Raw genomic sequence first — 17287 nt, 5'->3', positions numbered from 1 at the left:
TGGCTGACACAGAGACGATGCGGGTCGCGATTCGAACTTCACAGACACGATTCCCGATGATCGGTACTCGATTCGTGAGCAATCGACCGGCCGGGGTGACAAGAAGGCGGAGTGCCTGTCGGTTTCGACAGGCACTCCGCGCGGTGAAACATAGGCGTTCCGGGGGCATTCAGCCAGTCAGCTCACTCTTGATCTCGTTCTTGAGAACTTTACCGACCTTGGAGCGAGGTAGATCGTCCCAGACGATGACTTGCTTCGGAGTCTTCACACTTCCGATGCGAGCTTTCACGAAAGCCATCACCTCGGCGCCGTCGATAGCGGCGCCGAGGTGTGGCTGCACCACGGCCACAACGCGTTCGCCCCACTTGTCGTCCGGCAACCCGATCACTCCGCAGTCCTGGATCCCCGGATACGCCATGAGCGCCTGCTCCACCTCGACCGAGTAGACGTTGAAACCGCCCGTGATGATCATGTCTTTTGCACGATCGACGATGAACAGGAAATTGTCCTCGTCCAGGTATCCGATGTCGCCGGTGTGATGCCAGCCGTGAGCCGACGCTTCCGCGGTTGCGTCGGGGTTCTTGTAATAGCCCGCCATCACCAACGAACTGCGGATCACCACCTCACCACGCTCCCCGCGGTCGAGCAGTGCGCCTTTGTCGTCCATGATCCCCACGGTCACCAACGGCGACGGTCGACCGGCCGAGGAAAGTCGCGACGTTGCGACAGTGCCGTCCGGGCCGAAGTGTTCCTTCGGTGACATCGTCGAGATCATCATGGGGGCTTCACTTTGCCCGAACAGCTGAGCCATGACCGGGCCGATCTTGTCGATCGCCTCCTCGAGCCTGGTCGGGGAGATCGGTGCCGCGCCGTACCAGAAGCACTGCAACGAGCTGAGATCCGTGGCCGCAAGACTCTCGTGCTCGAGCAACATGTAGATGAGCGTCGGCGGCAGGAAGGTGTGAGTCACCTTGTGCTTCTGAACGTTCGCGAGGAAGTACCCGAGATCGGGCTTCGGCATGATCACCACTTCGCCGCCGAGGGCCATGATCGGGAAGCACAGAACACCGGCGGCGTGAGTCAACGGCGCCAACGCCAGATACACCGGTCGTCCCTCGAACGGATAGCTCATCAAGGTGATGGCCGTCATCGTCTCGATGTTGTGCCCGGTCAGCATCACGCCCTTCGGCCGACCCGTCGTACCACCGGTGCCGACCAGCATAGTGACGTCGTCGGGTGCAACGACATCGAGTTCTTGTTCCCCGAGCCAGCTTTCGAGAGACTGAGCCGATTCCCATTCGCCGTCGATGCAGACGAGCGTCACCAACTGGGGAAGCGCGTCCTTGATCTGGTCGACCAGCGACGCGTACGACTTCTGGAAGAACAGCGCACGACAGTCGAACAGATCCAACAGATCCCGATTTTCCGTGGCTTCGTTACGAGGGTTGATCGGGCACCAGACCGCGCCGGCCCTGCTGATACCGAACACGCAGGAGAACGAGATCGGGTCATTGCCGGACAGAATCGCGACCTTCTCGCCCGGCCCGATGCCCGAAGCCGCGAGCGACGCTGCGAAGCGTCGGCTGAACTGTTGCACCTCGCCGTAGGAGAGAGTGCGCTCCCCCATCGTCAAACACGGTGCGGTGGAACCCAGAGAGGCTCCCTTGTCGAGATAGTCGGTCAAACGCATGGGGAGCCTCCAGGGCGGGGCTCCCGGCGCGATGCACGCCGGGAGCCGTGAACATGATGACGAGGATGACGAGCTAGGCGTTGATGGTTACTTCCGGTTCCAGCGCCAGCCCGAAACTACGTAGCGCGCCGAGCAGTTCGCGATGGCCGAACGCCTGGCAAGCCGAGGCAAGCCCGGTCCGCTTGGGCGCCTGCTGAAGCAGCGAATGTGCTGCATATGCATGCAGTAGGCCCGTCTGCTTGTAGTTGCAGTTGCCGTGGATCACGACGTGCGAGCGACCGAGCGGGCCCGACGCGTAGACGGAGTCCAATGAGGTGTTGATACGCGGATTCTCACGAGGCGGCATACCAGCCTGCACCGAACCGGCGATCTCGGCCAGGGCGGCTTCCTGCTCGTCGGCAGGCAGGGTTTTGATCTGCTCCTCCACGATCTTCTGTGTCGCGACAACACCTTCCATCACGGTGCGGTCGAAGACACCGCCCGCAGCCTTGACGTTGGAAACTCGCGGATCGTTCTTGAACCACACCGGGTGACACGTTCCGCCCCACGGCAATGCCAGCGCGGTTTCGTGCTGGCCGGGAACGACGACGTCGAAAGTCTGACCGGGCGCCCACTGCACGTACTTGTTCTGCTCGAGGTAGTACCAGTTCGCCTTGAGGATGGTGAAGATCGTCTGAGTGGAGGCGTAAGTGGGGAATCCCTTCCACAGCACCAGAATGTCGAGCGTATCGAGGCCCGGCGTTTCCAGTGCGATGTTGGCCGCGATCTCACCGGTGGTGTACATCTGCGCGATGCCGGGTGAGAGAAGCAGGCCCTTCTCCTGGTACTTGTCGCTGAACTTCTCCTGGACGTCGAGTACCCAGTCCTGCTCACCGGTGGTGTCCATGTAGTGGCAACCGGCATTCAACGCGGCCTCCACGACGGTGCCGCCAAGCTTGATGAACGGCCCGACCATGTTGCTGACAACCTGTGCACCGGTGAACAATTCGGTGAGCGCCTCGACAGTGTGCTCGACCTCGACGACCTCGTGATCGACGGTGTCCAAACCGGGGATCTTGTCGAGCACCTCTTGAATGCGAGCGGCGTCCCGGCCGGCTGCAATGAACGGGATGTTGAACTCGCGCAGGTATTCACACACCAGGCGACCGGTGTACCCGGAGACGCCGTAGACGATGACTGGCTTCTTTTCGGACATGTTCGTGGAACCTTTCGAAGACGAGAGAAGGGGATAGTTACGAATCGGGGGCGAGTTACATGCCCATTCCACCGTCGACCGGGAGGCCGATACCGGTGATGAATCGTGCGGCGTCGGAAGACAAGAACACCACGGCGTCCGCCATGTCGTTCACTTCACCGAGACGGCCGAGCGGGGTGAGACCGATGACGTCACCGACTGCTGCTTCGGCACTGGGCCAGAGGCCGAGCTTCTCCATGTCCGCCGCGAGTCCGAGCCCCATCTCGGTGGCTACGAGGCCCGGGTAGATGCAGTTGACGCGGACTCCGTAGCCGAGCTTGCCCGACTCTGCGGCGGCAACCCTGGTGAAGCGATCGACCGCGGACTTTGTCGCGGAGTACCCGCTGATGCCGGGAAAGGGAATGGTTGCGGCGACCGAGGAGATATTGATGACGGAACCGCCGGTGCCGGCCACTCCGCCCGGACGCATGCTGCGCAGTCCGTGTTTGGTTCCGAGCGCCGTTCCGAGGATGTTGACCTCACACATGCGCCGGATGTCGCCTGGATCGAGGTCGACCACCAGCGAGGAAATCTCGATGCCGGCGTTGTTGACGAGGATGTCGAAGCCGCCGAGAGTCTCCGCGGTGGCAGCAACCGCCTCTCCCCAGTTCGCGTCGTCGGTGACGTCCAGCTTCACGAAGCCGGTCTTCACTCCGCCGGAACCGACAGCCTCCGCGGTGGCGCGGCCCTCGTCTTCGAGAACGTCGCCGATCATCACTGACGCTCCCGCCTTTGCCAACGCCTCAGCCATACCGGCTCCGAGCCCCTTGGCACCACCTGTGACCAGTGCTTTTCGTCCCTCGAGATCAAACACACTCATTTTCGACTGCCTCCATGACTGAAACGACTCTCGCGATGCCACCGTTCACAGCGACGCTGCCAAGTGGTGTGAGTCACAGAGTATTCAACTTTGGACGAGTGTCAAGAGAAATCTTGACGACTGTCAAGATTTTGTTACACGCTCGTCAAAGACCAGGGGTTACACTGGGTCGAACGCGGCGATCGTGCCGCTGTGGAAACCGCAGGGAACAGGACGTGCCATCGTGACCACGACAGTCGAGAAGCCAAGTGGGGCAGGAAAAAAGGCGGTTCCTGCCTCTTCGGAGAAGCGGTCCAACGCCGACAAGGTGTCACGTCGCCAGGTCGACAAGTTCTCCGAGCGACGCGATCAACTGGCCGAGGCGGCACTGCAAACACTGGCCGAACTGGGTTACGCACGCACGAGCCTGCGCGAAATCGCCCAGAATTCGGAGTTCTCACACGGCGTTCTGCACTACTACTTCAGCGACAAAGTCGACCTGATCACCCACTGTGTGCGCCACTACAAGGCGCGCTGCGTCACCCGCTACGACGGCATCGTCGCCACCGCTCAGACGCCGGAGGAACTGAAAGCCGGTTTCGGCGCGCTGCTCGCGGAGACCATGATCGAAGAACCGACGATGCACCGCCTCTGGTACGACCTGCGCGCGCAGTCGATGTTCGAGGAGTCGTTCCGAACGGACGTGGCCGCGATCGACGAGAGTCTCGAAAACATGATCTGGCGCATCGTGTCTCGCTACGCCGAGCTTCTCGACGTCGAAGCATCGGTCACCTCGCCGGCGATGTACGCGATCTTCGACGGCCTGTTCCAGCAGAGTCTGCTGCGCCATCTGTCCGGTGATCAGACTGCTGCGAACTATCTTTCGGAGAGCGTCCAGCAGATGCTGCCCCTGGTCGTGCCCACACCCTGAGTCGACTCAGCGGGCAGCGATGCCTTCCGCGACGTACCTGGCTCCGCGATCGAATTCGCCGACCACGTCGTAATCGGCGTCTTGCCGCCAGAAGCGGACCAACGCCCCGTAGGTACCACCGATCATCTGCGCGAGAAACAGCGGCGGGTAGTCCGATCTCACTTCGCCGGCTTCGATACCGGCAGTGACGATCCGCAGGAGTTCCACGTGGAACCGATGATCGTGGGCCGCCCCCGCTCCGGAGGAGGCGAAGTCGCGCTCCAGTTCTGCAGTCACCATGCGCAGATAGCGCGGATGCATGATCGCCTGTTGCGCAAAGTCCTGAAAAATCCTGGAGATCCGATCAGAGGTCGGCATCGGTGATTCCATGAGCTGATCCACCAGTGCCGCAAGCTGATCGAGGTGATCACTGTGCAGCGCCTCGAGAACCGAGTCCTTGCCCTGGAAGTAATTGAAGAAGGTGGCTCGCGACACCTCGGCCCGCTCGGCGATGTCGTCGACGGTCGTGCTGGCGAAACCCTGCGCCGAGAACAGAATTCGAGCAGCCGAGAGCAACCTGTCGTTGGTATCGCGCTTGTTCTGTTCTCGTTTGGAAATCACGTCGACCTGCCTTTCTCCGCCTCAGGACACAGTCTTCGCCACAGTCCGGAATGTGTCCAATGTCGGTCTCGCCAGTTGAAGCACCACCCCTTCGATAGATGGACTACAGTCCAATTATGTCGACTGTTTCCACAGACCACCACGACCGCGTTCTCATCGTCAGGATCGAACGCGAAGAACGTCGCAATGCGATCAATCGTGAAACTGCCGAGGGAATCGAAGCCGCACTGAACCTTCTCGACGACGACCCCGATCTGTGGGTCGGCATCATCACCGGAACCCCCAGCATCTTTTGCGCCGGAACCGATATCCGAGAGCGGGCCGATCTTCGCATGCCCCGCGGCGGCGAGTACGGCGTCATTCGGCGCCGGCGGAACAAGCCCCTGATCGCTGCAGTCGAGGGATACGCGCTGGGTGGCGGTTTCGAAATCGCATTGGCCTGCGATCTGATCGTCGCCTCCGCCACAGCACAATTCGGCCTTCCCGAAACCAAACGCGGCCTGGTTGCGACGTCCGGTGCGCTCTTTCGGGCGCCTCGCGCGCTTCCGATCAACGTCGCCCGCGAACTCTTGATCACCGGCCGCACACTGGATCCCGAACGGGCCAAGGACCTCGGCGTCGTCAATGCAGTCACTGCCGAGGGCAAAGCACTCGACGAGGCACTGGTGATGGCAGCGGAGATCTGCGAGTCCTCCCCCACCTCTGTGAGCTTGAGCCTGAAGGCGATCGACGCGCTCTACGCCGACGCCGACGCCGTCGGATGGGAGGTCACCGACGACGCCAAGGATGCAGTGTTGCGCTCCCCGGACATCGCCGAAGGGCTCGACGCCTTTGCCAGTCGTCGGACACCCCGATGGAGCGGATTGCCGCCCGCATGAGCGACCACGATCCGAGACAGATTTCCTATACGTCTGGTCGGAAAGGGTATGAACCGGTTACAGTCTCTCCTGTGACGGGAATCGGCGCATACGAGACGGGCACGCTGCTGACGCGGCGGCGCCATGTCGACTTTGCGCATGTCTGTACATCCGGGTGTCCGATCTACTGATCGGACCTACGACGTGAGCGCCGCTCACGTCGATACTCGTATGTACACCCAGATCAGGGGACATTTCTGTCATGACCACCGCTTCCATCTCACACCTGAGTTCCGTCGTAGCAGCCAACGCCGACGCCATCGACAAGGACGCGAGCAAAGCGCACGTCGTCTTCAAGGCTTCCGCCCAGGCGCACGACGCCGTTGCCAGCACCATTTCTCTCGGTAAGTACAGCGTCGAGGTCGACGAGCCGCCGGCCCTCGGCGGCGAGAACACCGCAGCCAATCCTGTCGAGTACTACCTTGCTTCGCTTCTGTCGTGCCAGGTGGTCACCTACCGCGTCTGGGCCGACAAGCTCGGTATCGCTCTCGACGACATCTCGGCCAGAGCCGAAGGTGACCTCGACGTTCGTGGATTCTTCGGCTTCGACGACGCCGTCCGTCCGGGATTCTCCGAGGTACGCGTGGTCGTGACCCTGACCGGCCCGGAAACCCGCGAACGCTACCTGGAGCTGCAGGAGACGGTCGACGCCCACTGCCCCGTACTCGATCTCACCCGCAATCCCGTCCCAGTGCATACAGTCGTCGAAACCGCCTGACCCGCATCAACCCACCTTCACCACGGAGTATGAATTCATGAGCGAGAACACCCCCGTCGACACCGATCCGACCGCCGGTTGGTCGTTCGAAACCAAGCAGGTCCACGCCGGACAGGGCCCGGACAGCGCCACCAACGCTCGGGCACTTCCGATCTACCAGACCACCAGCTACGTCTTCGACAACACCGACCATGCGGCAGCACTCTTCGGCCTCGCCGAGCCGGGCAACATCTACACCCGCATCATGAACCCGACTCAGGACGCCGTCGAGCAGCGGATCGCCGCACTCGAAGGCGGAGTCGCGGCTCTGCTGGTTGCGTCCGGCCAGGCCGCCGAGACCTTCGCGATCCTCAACATCGCCGAAGCCGGTGACCACATCGTCTCCAGTCCTCGCCTGTACGGCGGCACGTACAACCTCTTCCACTACACGCTGCCCAAGCTGGGTATCACCGTCGACTTCGTCGAAGACCCGGACAACCTCGATCACTGGCGTGAGGCAATCCGCCCGAACACCAAGGCGTTCTACGGCGAGACCATCTCCAACCCCAAGAACGACGTGTTCGACATCCCCGGCATCAGCGCAGTCGCCCATGAGCACGGCATCCCCCTGATCGTGGACAACACGGTGGCAACTCCTTACCTCATTCAGCCGCTGAAGCACGGCGCTGACATCGTTGTCCACTCCGCCACCAAATACCTTGGCGGACACGGCACCGCGATCGCCGGCGTCATCGTCGACGGTGGCACCTTCGACTGGACCCAGGGACGCCACACCAACTTCACCACCCCTGACCCCAGCTACCACGGCGTCACCTTCGCCGATCTCGGTGCACCCGCCTACGCCCTCAAGGCGCGCGTTCAGCTTCTGCGTGATCTCGGCTCAGCCATCGCACCGTTCAACGCCTTCCTCATCTCGCAGGGCATCGAGACATTGAGCCTGCGTATCGAGCGCCACGTGTCCAACGCACAGAAGGTCGCGCAGTTCCTCGAGGGCCGCGCCGAAGTCACGTCGGTCGCGTACGCCGGACTGGAATCCTCACCCTGGCACGAGCGCGGAAAGCAGCTGGCGCCCAAGGGAACCGGCGCCATCGTCGCGTTCGAGCTCGCCGGCGGAGTCGACGCAGGCAAGAAGTTCGTCAACGCACTGACGCTGCACAGCCACGTCGCCAACATCGGTGACGTTCGCTCACTCGTCATCCACCCCGCCTCGACGACGCACTCACAGCTCACCCCCGAGGAGCAGCTCGCTTCGGGCGTCACCCCGGGGCTCGTCCGCCTCGCGGTCGGTATCGAAGGAATCGACGACATCCTCGCCGACCTCGAAACCGGTTTGGCAGCAGCAGCTTCCTGATCGAGCACACGAAAAAGCTCGGTCCCGACAAGCGTCGGGACCGAGCTTTTTCGTTGCGTCAGAACTAGCTCTTGGGAGTGAACGCGGCCAGCGGTTCACTGTCGGACCAGTCGTGGCCCCAGTAGCTGTCCGCCGTGATTTCCTCAGCGGTGTAGAAGGTTTCGTCGACAAGCATGCCTTCGCAACCGAACTCGAGATCCCAGCCACCCGGTGCGCGCACGTAGAACGACACCATCTTGTCGTTCGTGTGGCGACCCAACGTCGAGGAGATCGAGAAGCCGAGCTTGGCAACACGATCGAGAGCCTGACCGACGGCGTCGAGAGTCTCTGCTTCCATCATCAGGTGCACGAGACCGGGCTCGTCCACCGGCGGCGCCGGGCACAGCGCCAGGCTGTGGTGGCGTTGGTTGACACCCATGAAGCGAACGCGGCGAGCCGGCGGCGGCGCATCGATTCCGCCGAGACGGATGGAACCGCGCGGGAGGAATCCGAGCACCTCGGTGTAGAAGGTGTACGCCTCGTCGAAACGCGTAACCGGAAGCACCACATGGCCGAGGCCCTGATCGCCGGTGACGAAACGGCCGCCGTGCGGGGTGACCAACGGGCTGTGGTCGAGCACCGGTCCGAAGAAGACCTCGACGCGGTTGCCGTTGGGATCGTCGAATGCGATGACCTGCTCGGCATCGCGGTAGCTTGCGTCGACCTCGGAAAGAACCTCGACCTCGACTCCGGCCTTCTCCACTGCTTCACGAACGCGCTGGAGCGCGAACTGATCTCGCACTTCCCAGCCCACTGCGAGGGCCTTGTCCGTCTCGCCGGGCAGGACGATCAGTCGCGCACGACGCTCGTCCAGGCGCAAGTAGAGGCCGTCGGCTTCCGGGCCACTACCGACCGCGAGGCCGAGTCCGTCGACCACGAGCTCGCGCCAGCGAGCCACGTCCTGCGTTTGGATCCTGAGATACCCCAGGCCCCGAATTTCAGTCATGCCTAACCGTCCTTGCTTCGAGAGTGATTGTGGGACTAGATCATCGAGCGGTGGATGCCCTGAGGTTCGCCACCGAGCTGCGAGAGCGTCGACGCGTGGAAAATGGAACCAGGCACGTGAATCGCATGCGCCAAACCAGCATGCGCATCACGCCAGAACCGCTGCATCGGCGTGTTCAACTGCAACGCGCCACCACCGGAACGAGCAAAGATCTCGTCCACCGCCCGCACCGCCCGCCACGCCGCAGCAGTCTGCGTACGGCGACCGATCGCACGAAGCTCGAACGAAACTTCCTGACCCTTCTCGGTCATGTCCCAGAAACGATCCACCGTCTCCAAGATCGCAGCCCGAGAAGCAGCGATCTCGGCCGCCGCCTCACCGATCGCGAACAGCACGTACGGATCTTCCTTGATCGGAACACCACTGACCGTCACACGCTCACGCTGCGCAGCCATGTTGCACGCCAACGCACCCTCCGCGATACCGATCAACGACGAGGTGATTCCCAGCGGGAAAATGCACGAGAACGGGAACTTGTACAACGTCTCCGTACGGCCCGCTTCCTTCCACGCCGTCCCGTCGTACACCTTTCCGGCGTCGATCGTGCGGTAGGTGGGCAGGAATGCGTCCTTGACGATCAGGTCCTTCGACCCGGTTCCGCGCAGGCCCACGACATTCCAGCTGTCCTGGTCGATGTCGTAATCAGAGCGCGGCAGCAGTACGTGCAGGTGCTTCGGCGGCATCAACGGCTTACCGGATTCGTCACCGACCATCGCGCCGATCATGATCCAGTCACAGTGATCGGTACCGGACGAGAACGACCAGCGACCGTTGAGGATGTACCCACCCTCGACCGGCCTCGCTACGCCCATCGGCGCATACGGCGACGCCATCCACGTATCGGGATCGGTTCCCCACACCTCTTCCTGAGCCTTGCGGTCGAAGAACGCAAGCTCCCACGGATGCACACCGACGATGCCGCTGACCCAACCCGTGGCACCGTCCATCGCGCCGATAGCCATTGCCGTCTCGGCGAATTCACGCGGATGTGCCTCGAGGCCTCCGAATTCCTTCGGCTGGAACATCCGAATGACGCCGGAGTCGCGCAGTCGCTTCGCGCTGCCGTCCGTCAAGCGCATCAGCTTGTCGCCCTCGACTCCGTCGGCGCGGATCTCGTCGGCGAACTGTGAGATGTTGTCCAGAACCTGACCCATGATTTTTCCGGCTTTCTGGTTTCGGTACCCGGCGAGTGCCTAGGCAGAATGAAAATCTGTTGGTGAAACGGTGGCAGGTAGCCCGCCGAAGTGCAGAAACGCTTCCCGGTGAGTGGGAGCACCCATTACTTGCCTTCTGGACGCGTCAGGAATGCCAGAACGGACGCAACCCAGGCGTCACGGGCTTCGATCATCGTCCAGTGTCCGCAGTTGGGGAAGATGTGAACTTCGCCGTTCGGGATGTCGCGCATCGGCAGTATGGCCATGTCCACGGGGCTGACGCGGTCGTCGCGTCCCCAGGTCAACAGCGTCGGTGCCTTGATCTTGTTCAGCTGCGCCCAGTACGGCACGGCGGTCGATGCAGCGGCAGCTGCGCCCATGGCGGCCATGGCCTTGCTGCTGTACATACGACGGGCGATCTCGAGCGTCGTCGGCTCGGTGGCCAGGGCCCAACGCTCTTCGATGAGTTGCTCGGTGACGACGGCACGGTCGAAGACCATCGAATGCAACCACCGGACCAGAGCTTCGCGGGTGGGGTTGTCGGTGAACTCCATGAGGAGTTTGATGCCTTCACCGGGACCGGGAGAGAAGGTGTTCTTGCCCATTCCGCCGATGGTGACGAGCTTGCTCACGCGGTGCGGTTCGTCGATCGCGACCTTGGTGGCGACGATGCCGCCCATGGAGTTGCCGATCATGTGGACCGGTCCGAGTCCGAGGCCGTCGAGGAACATCCCGACCGATGCCTGCGCCATCATCATCGGGTGGTCGGGGCCGGGATCGCTGACGCCGAATCCGGGGAACTCGAGAACGTAGCAGTGGAAGTGCTCCGCGAAGTCCGCGAGAACGCCACGGTAGTTACGCCAACCGGTGACACCGGGGCCCGATCCGTGCAGCAGCAGGAGCGGCGGGCCGTCGCCGGCTTCGTGGTACCGGAGCACACCGAGATCGGTCTGCAGTTCCTTCAGAGTTCCCTCGTAGCTCAGTTCAGTCGTCATGGTCCGAACGGTGCCATCAGTACCGCTGAGCTGCTATGACCCGTCCCGATCAGCGAGACAAGTCGATCGAAATACGTCAGATCCAGTGGTCGGACGACGCTGCCAGCAGGCGATCCATCGTCTCCGCCGAGAACGTATTGGTCGGAACGGGAGGCGTCTTGCGGCCGCGGCGAGGAGCACCCAGTTCGGGGTACAACGTCCGCGAGACCTCACGAGCCGCGTCGACGACCAGCGGAGCAACTCGCTCGAGCTGAGCGGTCCGCATGTCGCCACACAACGCGATGCTGCCGACGGGACCCTCGTGTCCGCGAATTGCCGAAGCCACGCACGCGACTCCACGCGCCGACTCCCCGCGTTCGAAGGCCAGTCCCCGACGCTGACGGATGCGGTTCAGTTCCTGATGGAGCACAGCGACGTCGGTGATCGTGTTCTCGGTGCAGCGGGGAAGAGCCGACCCGAACAGAGCGTCGACGCGCTCGGGGTCGATCCATGCCAGCATCGCCTTGCCGCCGGCCGTCGAATGAGCGAGCACTCTGCCGCCGACGCGGGACGGCAGGGCCGCGGCAAACCGTCCGCCGACCTTGTCGAGGTAGACACTCTCGCGTCCGTCGAGCACCGACAGGTGAACGACCATGCCGGTCTGCAGGTGCAGTTCGTGCAGAAGCGGTGCTGCGGCTTCGCGGATCTGGCTGTGGCCGCCGTCGCCACCACCGAGGCCGAGTGCGCGGCGCCCGAGGCAGTAGCCGAACGATGCGTGATCGACCCAGTCCAGCTTGACGAGCTGATCGAGAATGCGGTGGACGGTGGACCGCGGCAACTGAGTACGGCACGCGACCTCTTCCAGCGTCAGCCGCGCGGCACGGCCGTCGAAGGCGTCGAGAATCAGCGTCATCCGCTCGACCATCGACGGCGGCAGATCCTTCTTGGGTTGCCCACCGGCAGTCTGGACGGTGGACAGTGTGTCGTTCATGTCAACGATGGTCATGGACGCCTCCCGAAAACTGGAATTGATTCTACCGACTATAACCCAGGTCACAGTTCCTGGAAAGTGAATCCACCTTTTCGATCCCGATCAGCGGTAATTCCCCCGCTGCCGCGCGAGCAGGAGGGCTATAAACGCCCGATGCACCTGGGAATCGTCACGCCGGTCCTGATTCAGCACCCGAGCACACGTTCGGAGTGGGAGGCGAGTGCCGACATCGGTGAGATCGCCACAGTGGCCGCTACGGCGGATCGACTCGGTTTCCATCATCTGACCTGCAGTGAGCACGTAGCAGTTCCCGAAGAGATTGCCACCGAACGCGGCGGAACCTATTGGGATCCACTCGCCACACTGGGCTATCTGGCCGCCCGCACGTCGCGAATCCTCTTGGCGACGCAGGTGCTGGTACTGGGTTATCACCACCCACTCGAGATCGCCAAGCGCTACGGAACACTGGATCGCGTCAGCAACGGACGCCTGATACTCGGGCTCGGAGTCGGAACTCTGAAACAAGAATTCGATCTCATAAATGCTCCGTTCGTCGACCGGGGAGCGCGTGCCGACGATGCTCTGGCAGCACTTCGTGCATCACTGTCGACGCCGACTCCGGAGTATCACGGCGAGTTCTACGACTACTCCGGATTCGTCGTCGAACCCCATGCCGTCCAGAAGCGCGTACCCCTGTGGATCGGCGGCAGGACCAAGAGGTCGTTGCGCCGGGCCACCGCACACGGCGACGGTTGGGTTCCGTTCGGGCTGCGATTCTCCGAACTGAAGGAAATGCTCGACGCCACGACGCTCCCCGACGGATTCGACGTCGTCCTCCCCGCCGGCGCTCCGCTCGACCCCCTCGGCAATCCCGAATCCACGCTTCGTGCCCTCACTCGCGTCCGCGACGCCGGGGCGACCATCGCCAGTTGCTCGATCGGCGCTCGAAACGTCGAGCACTACCGCGAACAACTCGAAGAACTTCACCGAATCGCCCTCACCGAGGGCGTCGCTTTCACCACTTCCTGATCCGTCAACCTTCCCGAGTAAAGGACGTACCCATGACCGACACGACCGCCCTGATCGAATCTCTGCTGGCCCGAGTGGAATTGCTCGAGGACAAACTCGCGATCACCGAACTGCTGACCACCTACAGCCCTGCCGTCGACAGTGGATCAGCCGACGCGGTCGCGAACCTGTGGCTCGAGGACGGCGTCTACGACGTCGACACCGGCGCGATGCACGGCCGCGGCGAACTCCGGGCCATGGTTCACAGCGCCTCTCACCAGAACTGGATCATGAACGGCGCGGCCCACATGATGACGCCAGCGCACATCCGCATCGACGGCAACAAGGCCGTCGCAACCTGCCATTCACAGTTGGTCATCAAGGACCCCGAGAACCCGACGGGGTTCAAGGTCCTCCGTATCACCGCGAACCGCTGGGAACTGATCAAGACGGACGGCGAGTGGAAGGTCGAACTGCGTACCAACGCCCTCCTCGACGGACGGCCCGAGGCCCGCGCTCTCCTGGCCGCCGGGGTGACGGCCTAACCCCCTGTGCGCGGTTAAGGACCCTCTGCGGTCGCTAACCGCGCACAGCTGTTGAAAGTTTGGCTCCCCGAACTCTATAGTTCACTTATTCGAACCAACAGGTCCGAGTACGTGTGACCAGGAGACCGATGAGCACCAGTACGCAAGAGCCGACGACTCCGCGCCGACGACCTACGGGGAGATCCATCGCTCTGCTCGGTCCGGCGTTCGTCGCGGCAATCGCGTACGTCGATCCGGGCAACGTCGCCGCCAACCTCACAGCCGGCGCGAAGTACGGCTATCTCCTCATCTGGGTGCTCGTCCTCGCCAACGCGATGGCCGTCCTGGTGCAGTATCTGTCCGCGAAACTCGGGTTGGTCTCCGGCAGATCCTTGCCCGAGATGCTCGGTCAGCGGCTACGCAAGAACAACCGTCGCGCGTTCTGGCTCCAAGCCGAGATGATGGCGATCGCGACCGACGTCGCCGAAGTCATCGGCGGCGCCATCGCACTCAACCTGCTCTTCAACATCCCGCTCTTCCTCGGCGGGCTGATCACCGGATGCGTGTCGATGGTGATCCTGACGATTCAAAGTCGGCGCGGACAGCGCACTTTCGAGTTCGTGGTCATGGGATTACTGGCCATCATCACGATCGGCTTCCTGACCGGGCTCGCCTTCACCGACGTCTCCGGCAGCGAAGCAGTCGCGGGACTGGTGCCCCGCTTCGAAGGCACCGAGACCGTACTGCTCGCCGCCAGCATGCTCGGCGCCACGGTCATGCCGCACGCGATCTACCTTCACTCCGCATTGGCACGTGATCGCCACGGCCACATCAAACCCGGGCCACGGTTGCAGCGACTACTCAAAGTCACCCGTTGGGATGTCGTCGTCGCCTTGATCATCGCGGGCGGCGTGAACATCGGCATGCTGCTTCTGGCCGCTTCGGCTCTGCGCGGAGTACCCGGCACCGACACCATCGACGGCGCGCATGCCGCGATCGAGAATTCGCTCGGCCCGGGCGTGGCCGTTGTCTTCGCAATCGGGCTCCTCGCCTCGGGACTCGCGTCGACCTCCGTGGGATGCGCAGCCGGCGCCGAGATCATGCACGGTCTTCTGGCCATTCGCATTCCGGTGATCACACGCCGAATCGTCACTCTCATCCCGGCGCTGATCGTTCTCGGACTCGGCGTCGACCCGACGCTGGCGCTCGTGCTCAGCCAAGTGGTCTTGAGCCTGTGCATCCCCTTCGCGATCATCCCGCTGGTGCGTATGACCTCGGACCCCGAACTCATGGGCGACGCGCGAAATGCCCCGATCACGACCGTCGCGGCGTGGATTGCGGCGGGCTTGATCGTTGCACTCAACGTCGCTCTGCTGGTTCTGACGGTGACAGGCTAGAGCACCGGAGCCACCCAACGCGTCCCTCACAAACGCGCTGGACGGCTCCGGCCGGACTAGGAGGCTTGCTCGGCGAGAGTGGCCTTGGCCCAGCGGTAATCGGCCTTTCCGCTGGGAGAACGCCTGATCGACGGAACGTTCATGACGGTGCGCGGCACTTTGTACCGAGCGACCTGCGACGCGCAATGCTCACCGATCTCGGCAGCGTCCGGGACGTCGAAGCCTTCGCGGGTCGTGATGACCGCAGCGACGCGCTCACCGAACTTCGCATCCGGAATTCCCGCGACCAGTGCGTCGAGCACAGCCGGGTGACTCTTGAGTGCCTGCTCGACCTCCTCGGGATACACCTTCTCCCCACCGGTGTTGATGCACTGAGAACCGCGCCCCAGCAGGACGATCGAGCCGTCGGCTTCGACACGTCCGACGTCGCCGAGCACCGACATCCTCACCCCGTCGATCACCGGGAACGTAGCCGCGGTCTTGACCGGATCATTGAAGTAGCCGACCGGCACGTGACCACTGCGAGCGATGTACCCGGTCTCGGGAGATCCCGGCTCCAGCGGCCGCATCCTTTCGTCCACGACGCGGGTCTCGTCGCGAGCCGCGATGCGCATCAAACCGTCTTCGCCGATCTCGAGATTGCCGTCGACGCCCGACTCCGAGGAGCCGAATCCGTCGCGGATCACCAGGTTCGGGAGTATGGACTTGAGCTGCTCGCGCAGGGAGAGCGAGAACAATGCTCCGCCCGACGAGACCATTCCGACCGTGCTGAGATCGTAATCCGCAGCATTGGCAGCCAATTCGTCTGCGAGCGGACGCGCCATCGCATCTCCGACGACGGTGATGGAGACGGCCTTCTCACTCCCGGCGAGCTGCAGGGTCGTCTTCGCGTCGAAGCGCGCCATGAGAATTGCGTTGGCGCCCATGAAGAATCCGGTGAACAGCGAGTACGACGCTGCGCCGTGCATCAACGGTGCAGTGCTGAGCATGTTCATCGCGGGCACGTTCGGGACCGCGGCGTACAGAGCTTCAGCGGTGGTGTGCGGCGGACCGAACGGATTTCCGCCGGTGAGTGCCGCGAAGTAGAAATCCTCGTGACGCCACATGACCCCCTTGGGCATACCCGTCGTGCCACCGGTGTAGATGACGAAGAGGTCGTCGTTGCTGCGGGGCGCGAAGTCACGAGTAGCGGGCTGCTCCGCGGCAGCGTCGGCATATCGAACGACGTCGACGCCTTCGATGTCGCGGACCACCGACTCGCCGACGACAACGACGTGTTTGATTCCGGGCGCGGCCGGGAGGACAGTCTCCACGACGGGAACGAACTCCTCGTCCACGATCAGCGCTACCGACTGCGAATCGTTGTACAGGTAGGTCAGTTCGGCGTCGACGTAGCGATAGTTGACGTTGATCGGGACTGCGCGAATCTTGAGGCAGCCGAGCAAACTCTCGACGAACTCGATGCTGTTGCGCATGTGCAGAGCGACGTGATCGCCCGGCCCGACACCGACACTCGCCAAGTGCCGGGCAATGCGGTTCGATCCCTCGTCCAGTTCGACGTAGGTGCGACGACGGCCATCGCACACGAGTGCGGTGCGGTCCGGAATCAAATCCGAAATGCCCTCGTACAGATCTGCCAAATTCAGTGACACTACTGGTGCCTTCCTTGATGTCCGGCCCGGGGAATTCGGGACCGACCGTACTGCGTTTTCGGTGAGAACTATCCGACCCTGGTGCCGACGAATGCGGCCAAGAACTGGGCGGATTCACCCGTTGCGCCACCAGAAGTCGCGAAAGCCGATCCCGCCGTGAGGATCTCCGACGGCGGTGTGAGATGGGGACGTTTCTGGGTGTCGACAACCATGGTGGCTCCGGGACAGGATCGGTGGTGACGCAGGGCGCGTACGCGGTGGGGTCGCCGCGTCGACCCAAGGTGGCATGCGCCGCTCGTGAC

Annotated in this window: 17 protein-coding genes; 7 read left to right on the top strand and 10 right to left on the bottom strand. The window is 62.9% G+C overall.

The annotated features are described in order from the left end of the window. Positions 1–169: 169 nt before the first annotated feature. From G8767_RS00870 to G8767_RS00860, 3 genes are all read right to left on the bottom strand, one after another. A complete protein-coding gene (locus G8767_RS00870; protein ID WP_166809076.1) occupies positions 170–1690 on the bottom strand; it encodes an AMP-binding protein in 1521 nt (506 codons plus the stop codon). A 73-nt stretch (positions 1691–1763) separates the two neighbouring features. Further along, entirely contained in the window at positions 1764–2885 is a 1122-nt protein-coding gene (locus G8767_RS00865) for a DUF5938 domain-containing protein (protein ID WP_003940189.1), read from the bottom strand. A gap of 55 nt (positions 2886–2940) precedes the next feature. Next, positions 2941–3744 (bottom strand): SDR family oxidoreductase, encoded by an 804-nt coding sequence (locus G8767_RS00860; protein WP_166809075.1) that lies wholly within the window; start codon positions 3742–3744, stop codon positions 2941–2943. A gap of 307 nt (positions 3745–4051) precedes the next feature. Here G8767_RS00860 and G8767_RS00855 point away from each other — a divergent pair, with 307 nt between their 5' ends. Beyond that, positions 4052–4654, top strand: coding sequence for a TetR/AcrR family transcriptional regulator (locus G8767_RS00855; RefSeq protein WP_095968842.1), 603 nt, complete (start codon positions 4052–4054; stop codon positions 4652–4654). Positions 4655–4660: 6 nt separating this feature from the next. On the opposite strand, the gene G8767_RS00850 is transcribed toward G8767_RS00855, so the two are convergent. Then, a complete protein-coding gene (locus G8767_RS00850; protein WP_003940428.1) occupies positions 4661–5254 on the bottom strand; it encodes a TetR/AcrR family transcriptional regulator in 594 nt (197 codons plus the stop codon). Positions 5255–5370: 116 nt separating this feature from the next. Between G8767_RS00850 and G8767_RS00845 the strand changes: the two genes are divergently transcribed. From G8767_RS00845 to G8767_RS00835, 3 genes are all read left to right on the top strand, one after another. Then, positions 5371–6132 carry an enoyl-CoA hydratase-related protein gene (locus tag G8767_RS00845; protein ID WP_206028788.1) on the top strand — a complete coding sequence of 254 codons (762 nt, stop codon included), beginning with the start codon at positions 5371–5373 and terminating at the stop codon, positions 6130–6132. Positions 6133–6373: 241 nt separating this feature from the next. Continuing rightward, the gene (locus G8767_RS00840; RefSeq protein WP_007732784.1) at positions 6374–6889 is read left to right on the top strand and encodes an OsmC family protein; all 516 of its coding nucleotides are present in this window, start codon (positions 6374–6376) and stop codon (positions 6887–6889) included. Between the two features lie 37 nt (positions 6890–6926). Continuing rightward, on the top strand, positions 6927–8240 hold the full coding sequence (locus tag G8767_RS00835; protein WP_166809073.1) for a bifunctional o-acetylhomoserine/o-acetylserine sulfhydrylase: 1314 nt from the start codon (positions 6927–6929) through the stop codon (positions 8238–8240). Between the two features lie 64 nt (positions 8241–8304). Here the strand turns inward: G8767_RS00835 and bphC are convergent, their stop codons facing one another. The 4 genes from bphC to G8767_RS00815 form a co-directional block, all read right to left on the bottom strand. Next, complete coding sequence (gene bphC, locus G8767_RS00830; RefSeq protein ID WP_095968411.1) at positions 8305–9225, bottom strand: biphenyl-2,3-diol 1,2-dioxygenase; 921 nt, start codon at positions 9223–9225, stop codon at positions 8305–8307. A 35-nt stretch (positions 9226–9260) separates the two neighbouring features. Further along, positions 9261–10439: an acyl-CoA dehydrogenase family protein gene (locus G8767_RS00825; protein WP_003940250.1), complete on the bottom strand. Its 1179-nt coding sequence runs from the start codon at positions 10437–10439 to the stop codon at positions 9261–9263. A gap of 125 nt (positions 10440–10564) precedes the next feature. Beyond that, positions 10565–11434, bottom strand: coding sequence for an alpha/beta fold hydrolase (locus G8767_RS00820; RefSeq protein ID WP_019745379.1), 870 nt, complete (start codon positions 11432–11434; stop codon positions 10565–10567). A gap of 76 nt (positions 11435–11510) precedes the next feature. After that, on the bottom strand, positions 11511–12419 hold the full coding sequence (locus G8767_RS00815) for an IclR family transcriptional regulator (RefSeq protein WP_095973173.1): 909 nt from the start codon (positions 12417–12419) through the stop codon (positions 11511–11513). 138 nt (positions 12420–12557) lie between these two features. On the opposite strand from G8767_RS00815, the gene G8767_RS00810 reads away from it, so the two are divergent. The 3 genes from G8767_RS00810 (at position 12558) to G8767_RS00800 (ending at position 15333) form a co-directional block, all read left to right on the top strand. After that, complete coding sequence (locus G8767_RS00810) at positions 12558–13433, top strand: TIGR03619 family F420-dependent LLM class oxidoreductase (protein ID WP_166809072.1); 876 nt, start codon at positions 12558–12560, stop codon at positions 13431–13433. 32 nt (positions 13434–13465) lie between these two features. Then, complete coding sequence (locus G8767_RS00805) at positions 13466–13957, top strand: nuclear transport factor 2 family protein (protein WP_166809071.1); 492 nt, start codon at positions 13466–13468, stop codon at positions 13955–13957. Positions 13958–14085: 128 nt separating this feature from the next. Beyond that, positions 14086–15333 (top strand): Nramp family divalent metal transporter, encoded by a 1248-nt coding sequence (locus G8767_RS00800; protein WP_095973170.1) that lies wholly within the window; start codon positions 14086–14088, stop codon positions 15331–15333. A 56-nt stretch (positions 15334–15389) separates the two neighbouring features. Here the strand turns inward: G8767_RS00800 and G8767_RS00795 are convergent, their stop codons facing one another. After that, positions 15390–16985 (bottom strand): acyl-CoA synthetase, encoded by a 1596-nt coding sequence (locus tag G8767_RS00795; protein WP_166809070.1) that lies wholly within the window; start codon positions 16983–16985, stop codon positions 15390–15392. A 68-nt stretch (positions 16986–17053) separates the two neighbouring features. Then, positions 17054–17197, bottom strand: coding sequence for a hypothetical protein (locus G8767_RS00790; RefSeq protein ID WP_166809069.1), 144 nt, complete (start codon positions 17195–17197; stop codon positions 17054–17056). Positions 17198–17287: the final 90 nt, after the last annotated feature.

It is taken from the genome of Rhodococcus sp. IC4_135, assembly GCF_011602025.1.
GTDB classification, from domain to species: domain Bacteria; phylum Actinomycetota; class Actinomycetes; order Mycobacteriales; family Mycobacteriaceae; genus Rhodococcus_F; species Rhodococcus_F baikonurensis.
This window is presented reverse-complemented; position numbering and strand designations above follow the sequence as displayed.

What these genes read in the sequence shown, in the direction of transcription:
- G8767_RS00870 (WP_166809076.1), bottom strand. Translation starts at nt 1,690, where the DNA reads ATGCGTTTGACCGACTATCTCGACAAGGGAGCCTCTCTGGGTTCCACC.
- G8767_RS00865 (WP_003940189.1), bottom strand. Translation starts at nt 2,885, where the DNA reads ATGTCCGAAAAGAAGCCAGTCATCGTCTACGGCGTCTCCGGGTACACC.
- G8767_RS00860 (WP_166809075.1), bottom strand. Translation starts at nt 3,744, where the DNA reads ATGAGTGTGTTTGATCTCGAGGGACGAAAAGCACTGGTCACAGGTGGT.
- G8767_RS00845 (WP_206028788.1), top strand. Translation starts at nt 5,371, where the DNA reads ATGTCGACTGTTTCCACAGACCACCACGACCGCGTTCTCATCGTCAGG.
- G8767_RS00840 (WP_007732784.1), top strand. Translation starts at nt 6,374, where the DNA reads ATGACCACCGCTTCCATCTCACACCTGAGTTCCGTCGTAGCAGCCAAC.
- G8767_RS00835 (WP_166809073.1), top strand. Translation starts at nt 6,927, where the DNA reads ATGAGCGAGAACACCCCCGTCGACACCGATCCGACCGCCGGTTGGTCG.
- bphC (WP_095968411.1), bottom strand. Translation starts at nt 9,225, where the DNA reads ATGACTGAAATTCGGGGCCTGGGGTATCTCAGGATCCAAACGCAGGAC.
- G8767_RS00825 (WP_003940250.1), bottom strand. Translation starts at nt 10,439, where the DNA reads ATGGGTCAGGTTCTGGACAACATCTCACAGTTCGCCGACGAGATCCGC.
- G8767_RS00820 (WP_019745379.1), bottom strand. Translation starts at nt 11,434, where the DNA reads ATGACGACTGAACTGAGCTACGAGGGAACTCTGAAGGAACTGCAGACC.
- G8767_RS00815 (WP_095973173.1), bottom strand. Translation starts at nt 12,419, where the DNA reads ATGACCATCGTTGACATGAACGACACACTGTCCACCGTCCAGACTGCC.
- G8767_RS00810 (WP_166809072.1), top strand. Translation starts at nt 12,558, where the DNA reads ATGCACCTGGGAATCGTCACGCCGGTCCTGATTCAGCACCCGAGCACA.
- G8767_RS00805 (WP_166809071.1), top strand. Translation starts at nt 13,466, where the DNA reads ATGACCGACACGACCGCCCTGATCGAATCTCTGCTGGCCCGAGTGGAA.
- G8767_RS00800 (WP_095973170.1), top strand. Translation starts at nt 14,086, where the DNA reads ATGAGCACCAGTACGCAAGAGCCGACGACTCCGCGCCGACGACCTACG.
- G8767_RS00790 (WP_166809069.1), bottom strand. Translation starts at nt 17,197, where the DNA reads ATGGTTGTCGACACCCAGAAACGTCCCCATCTCACACCGCCGTCGGAG.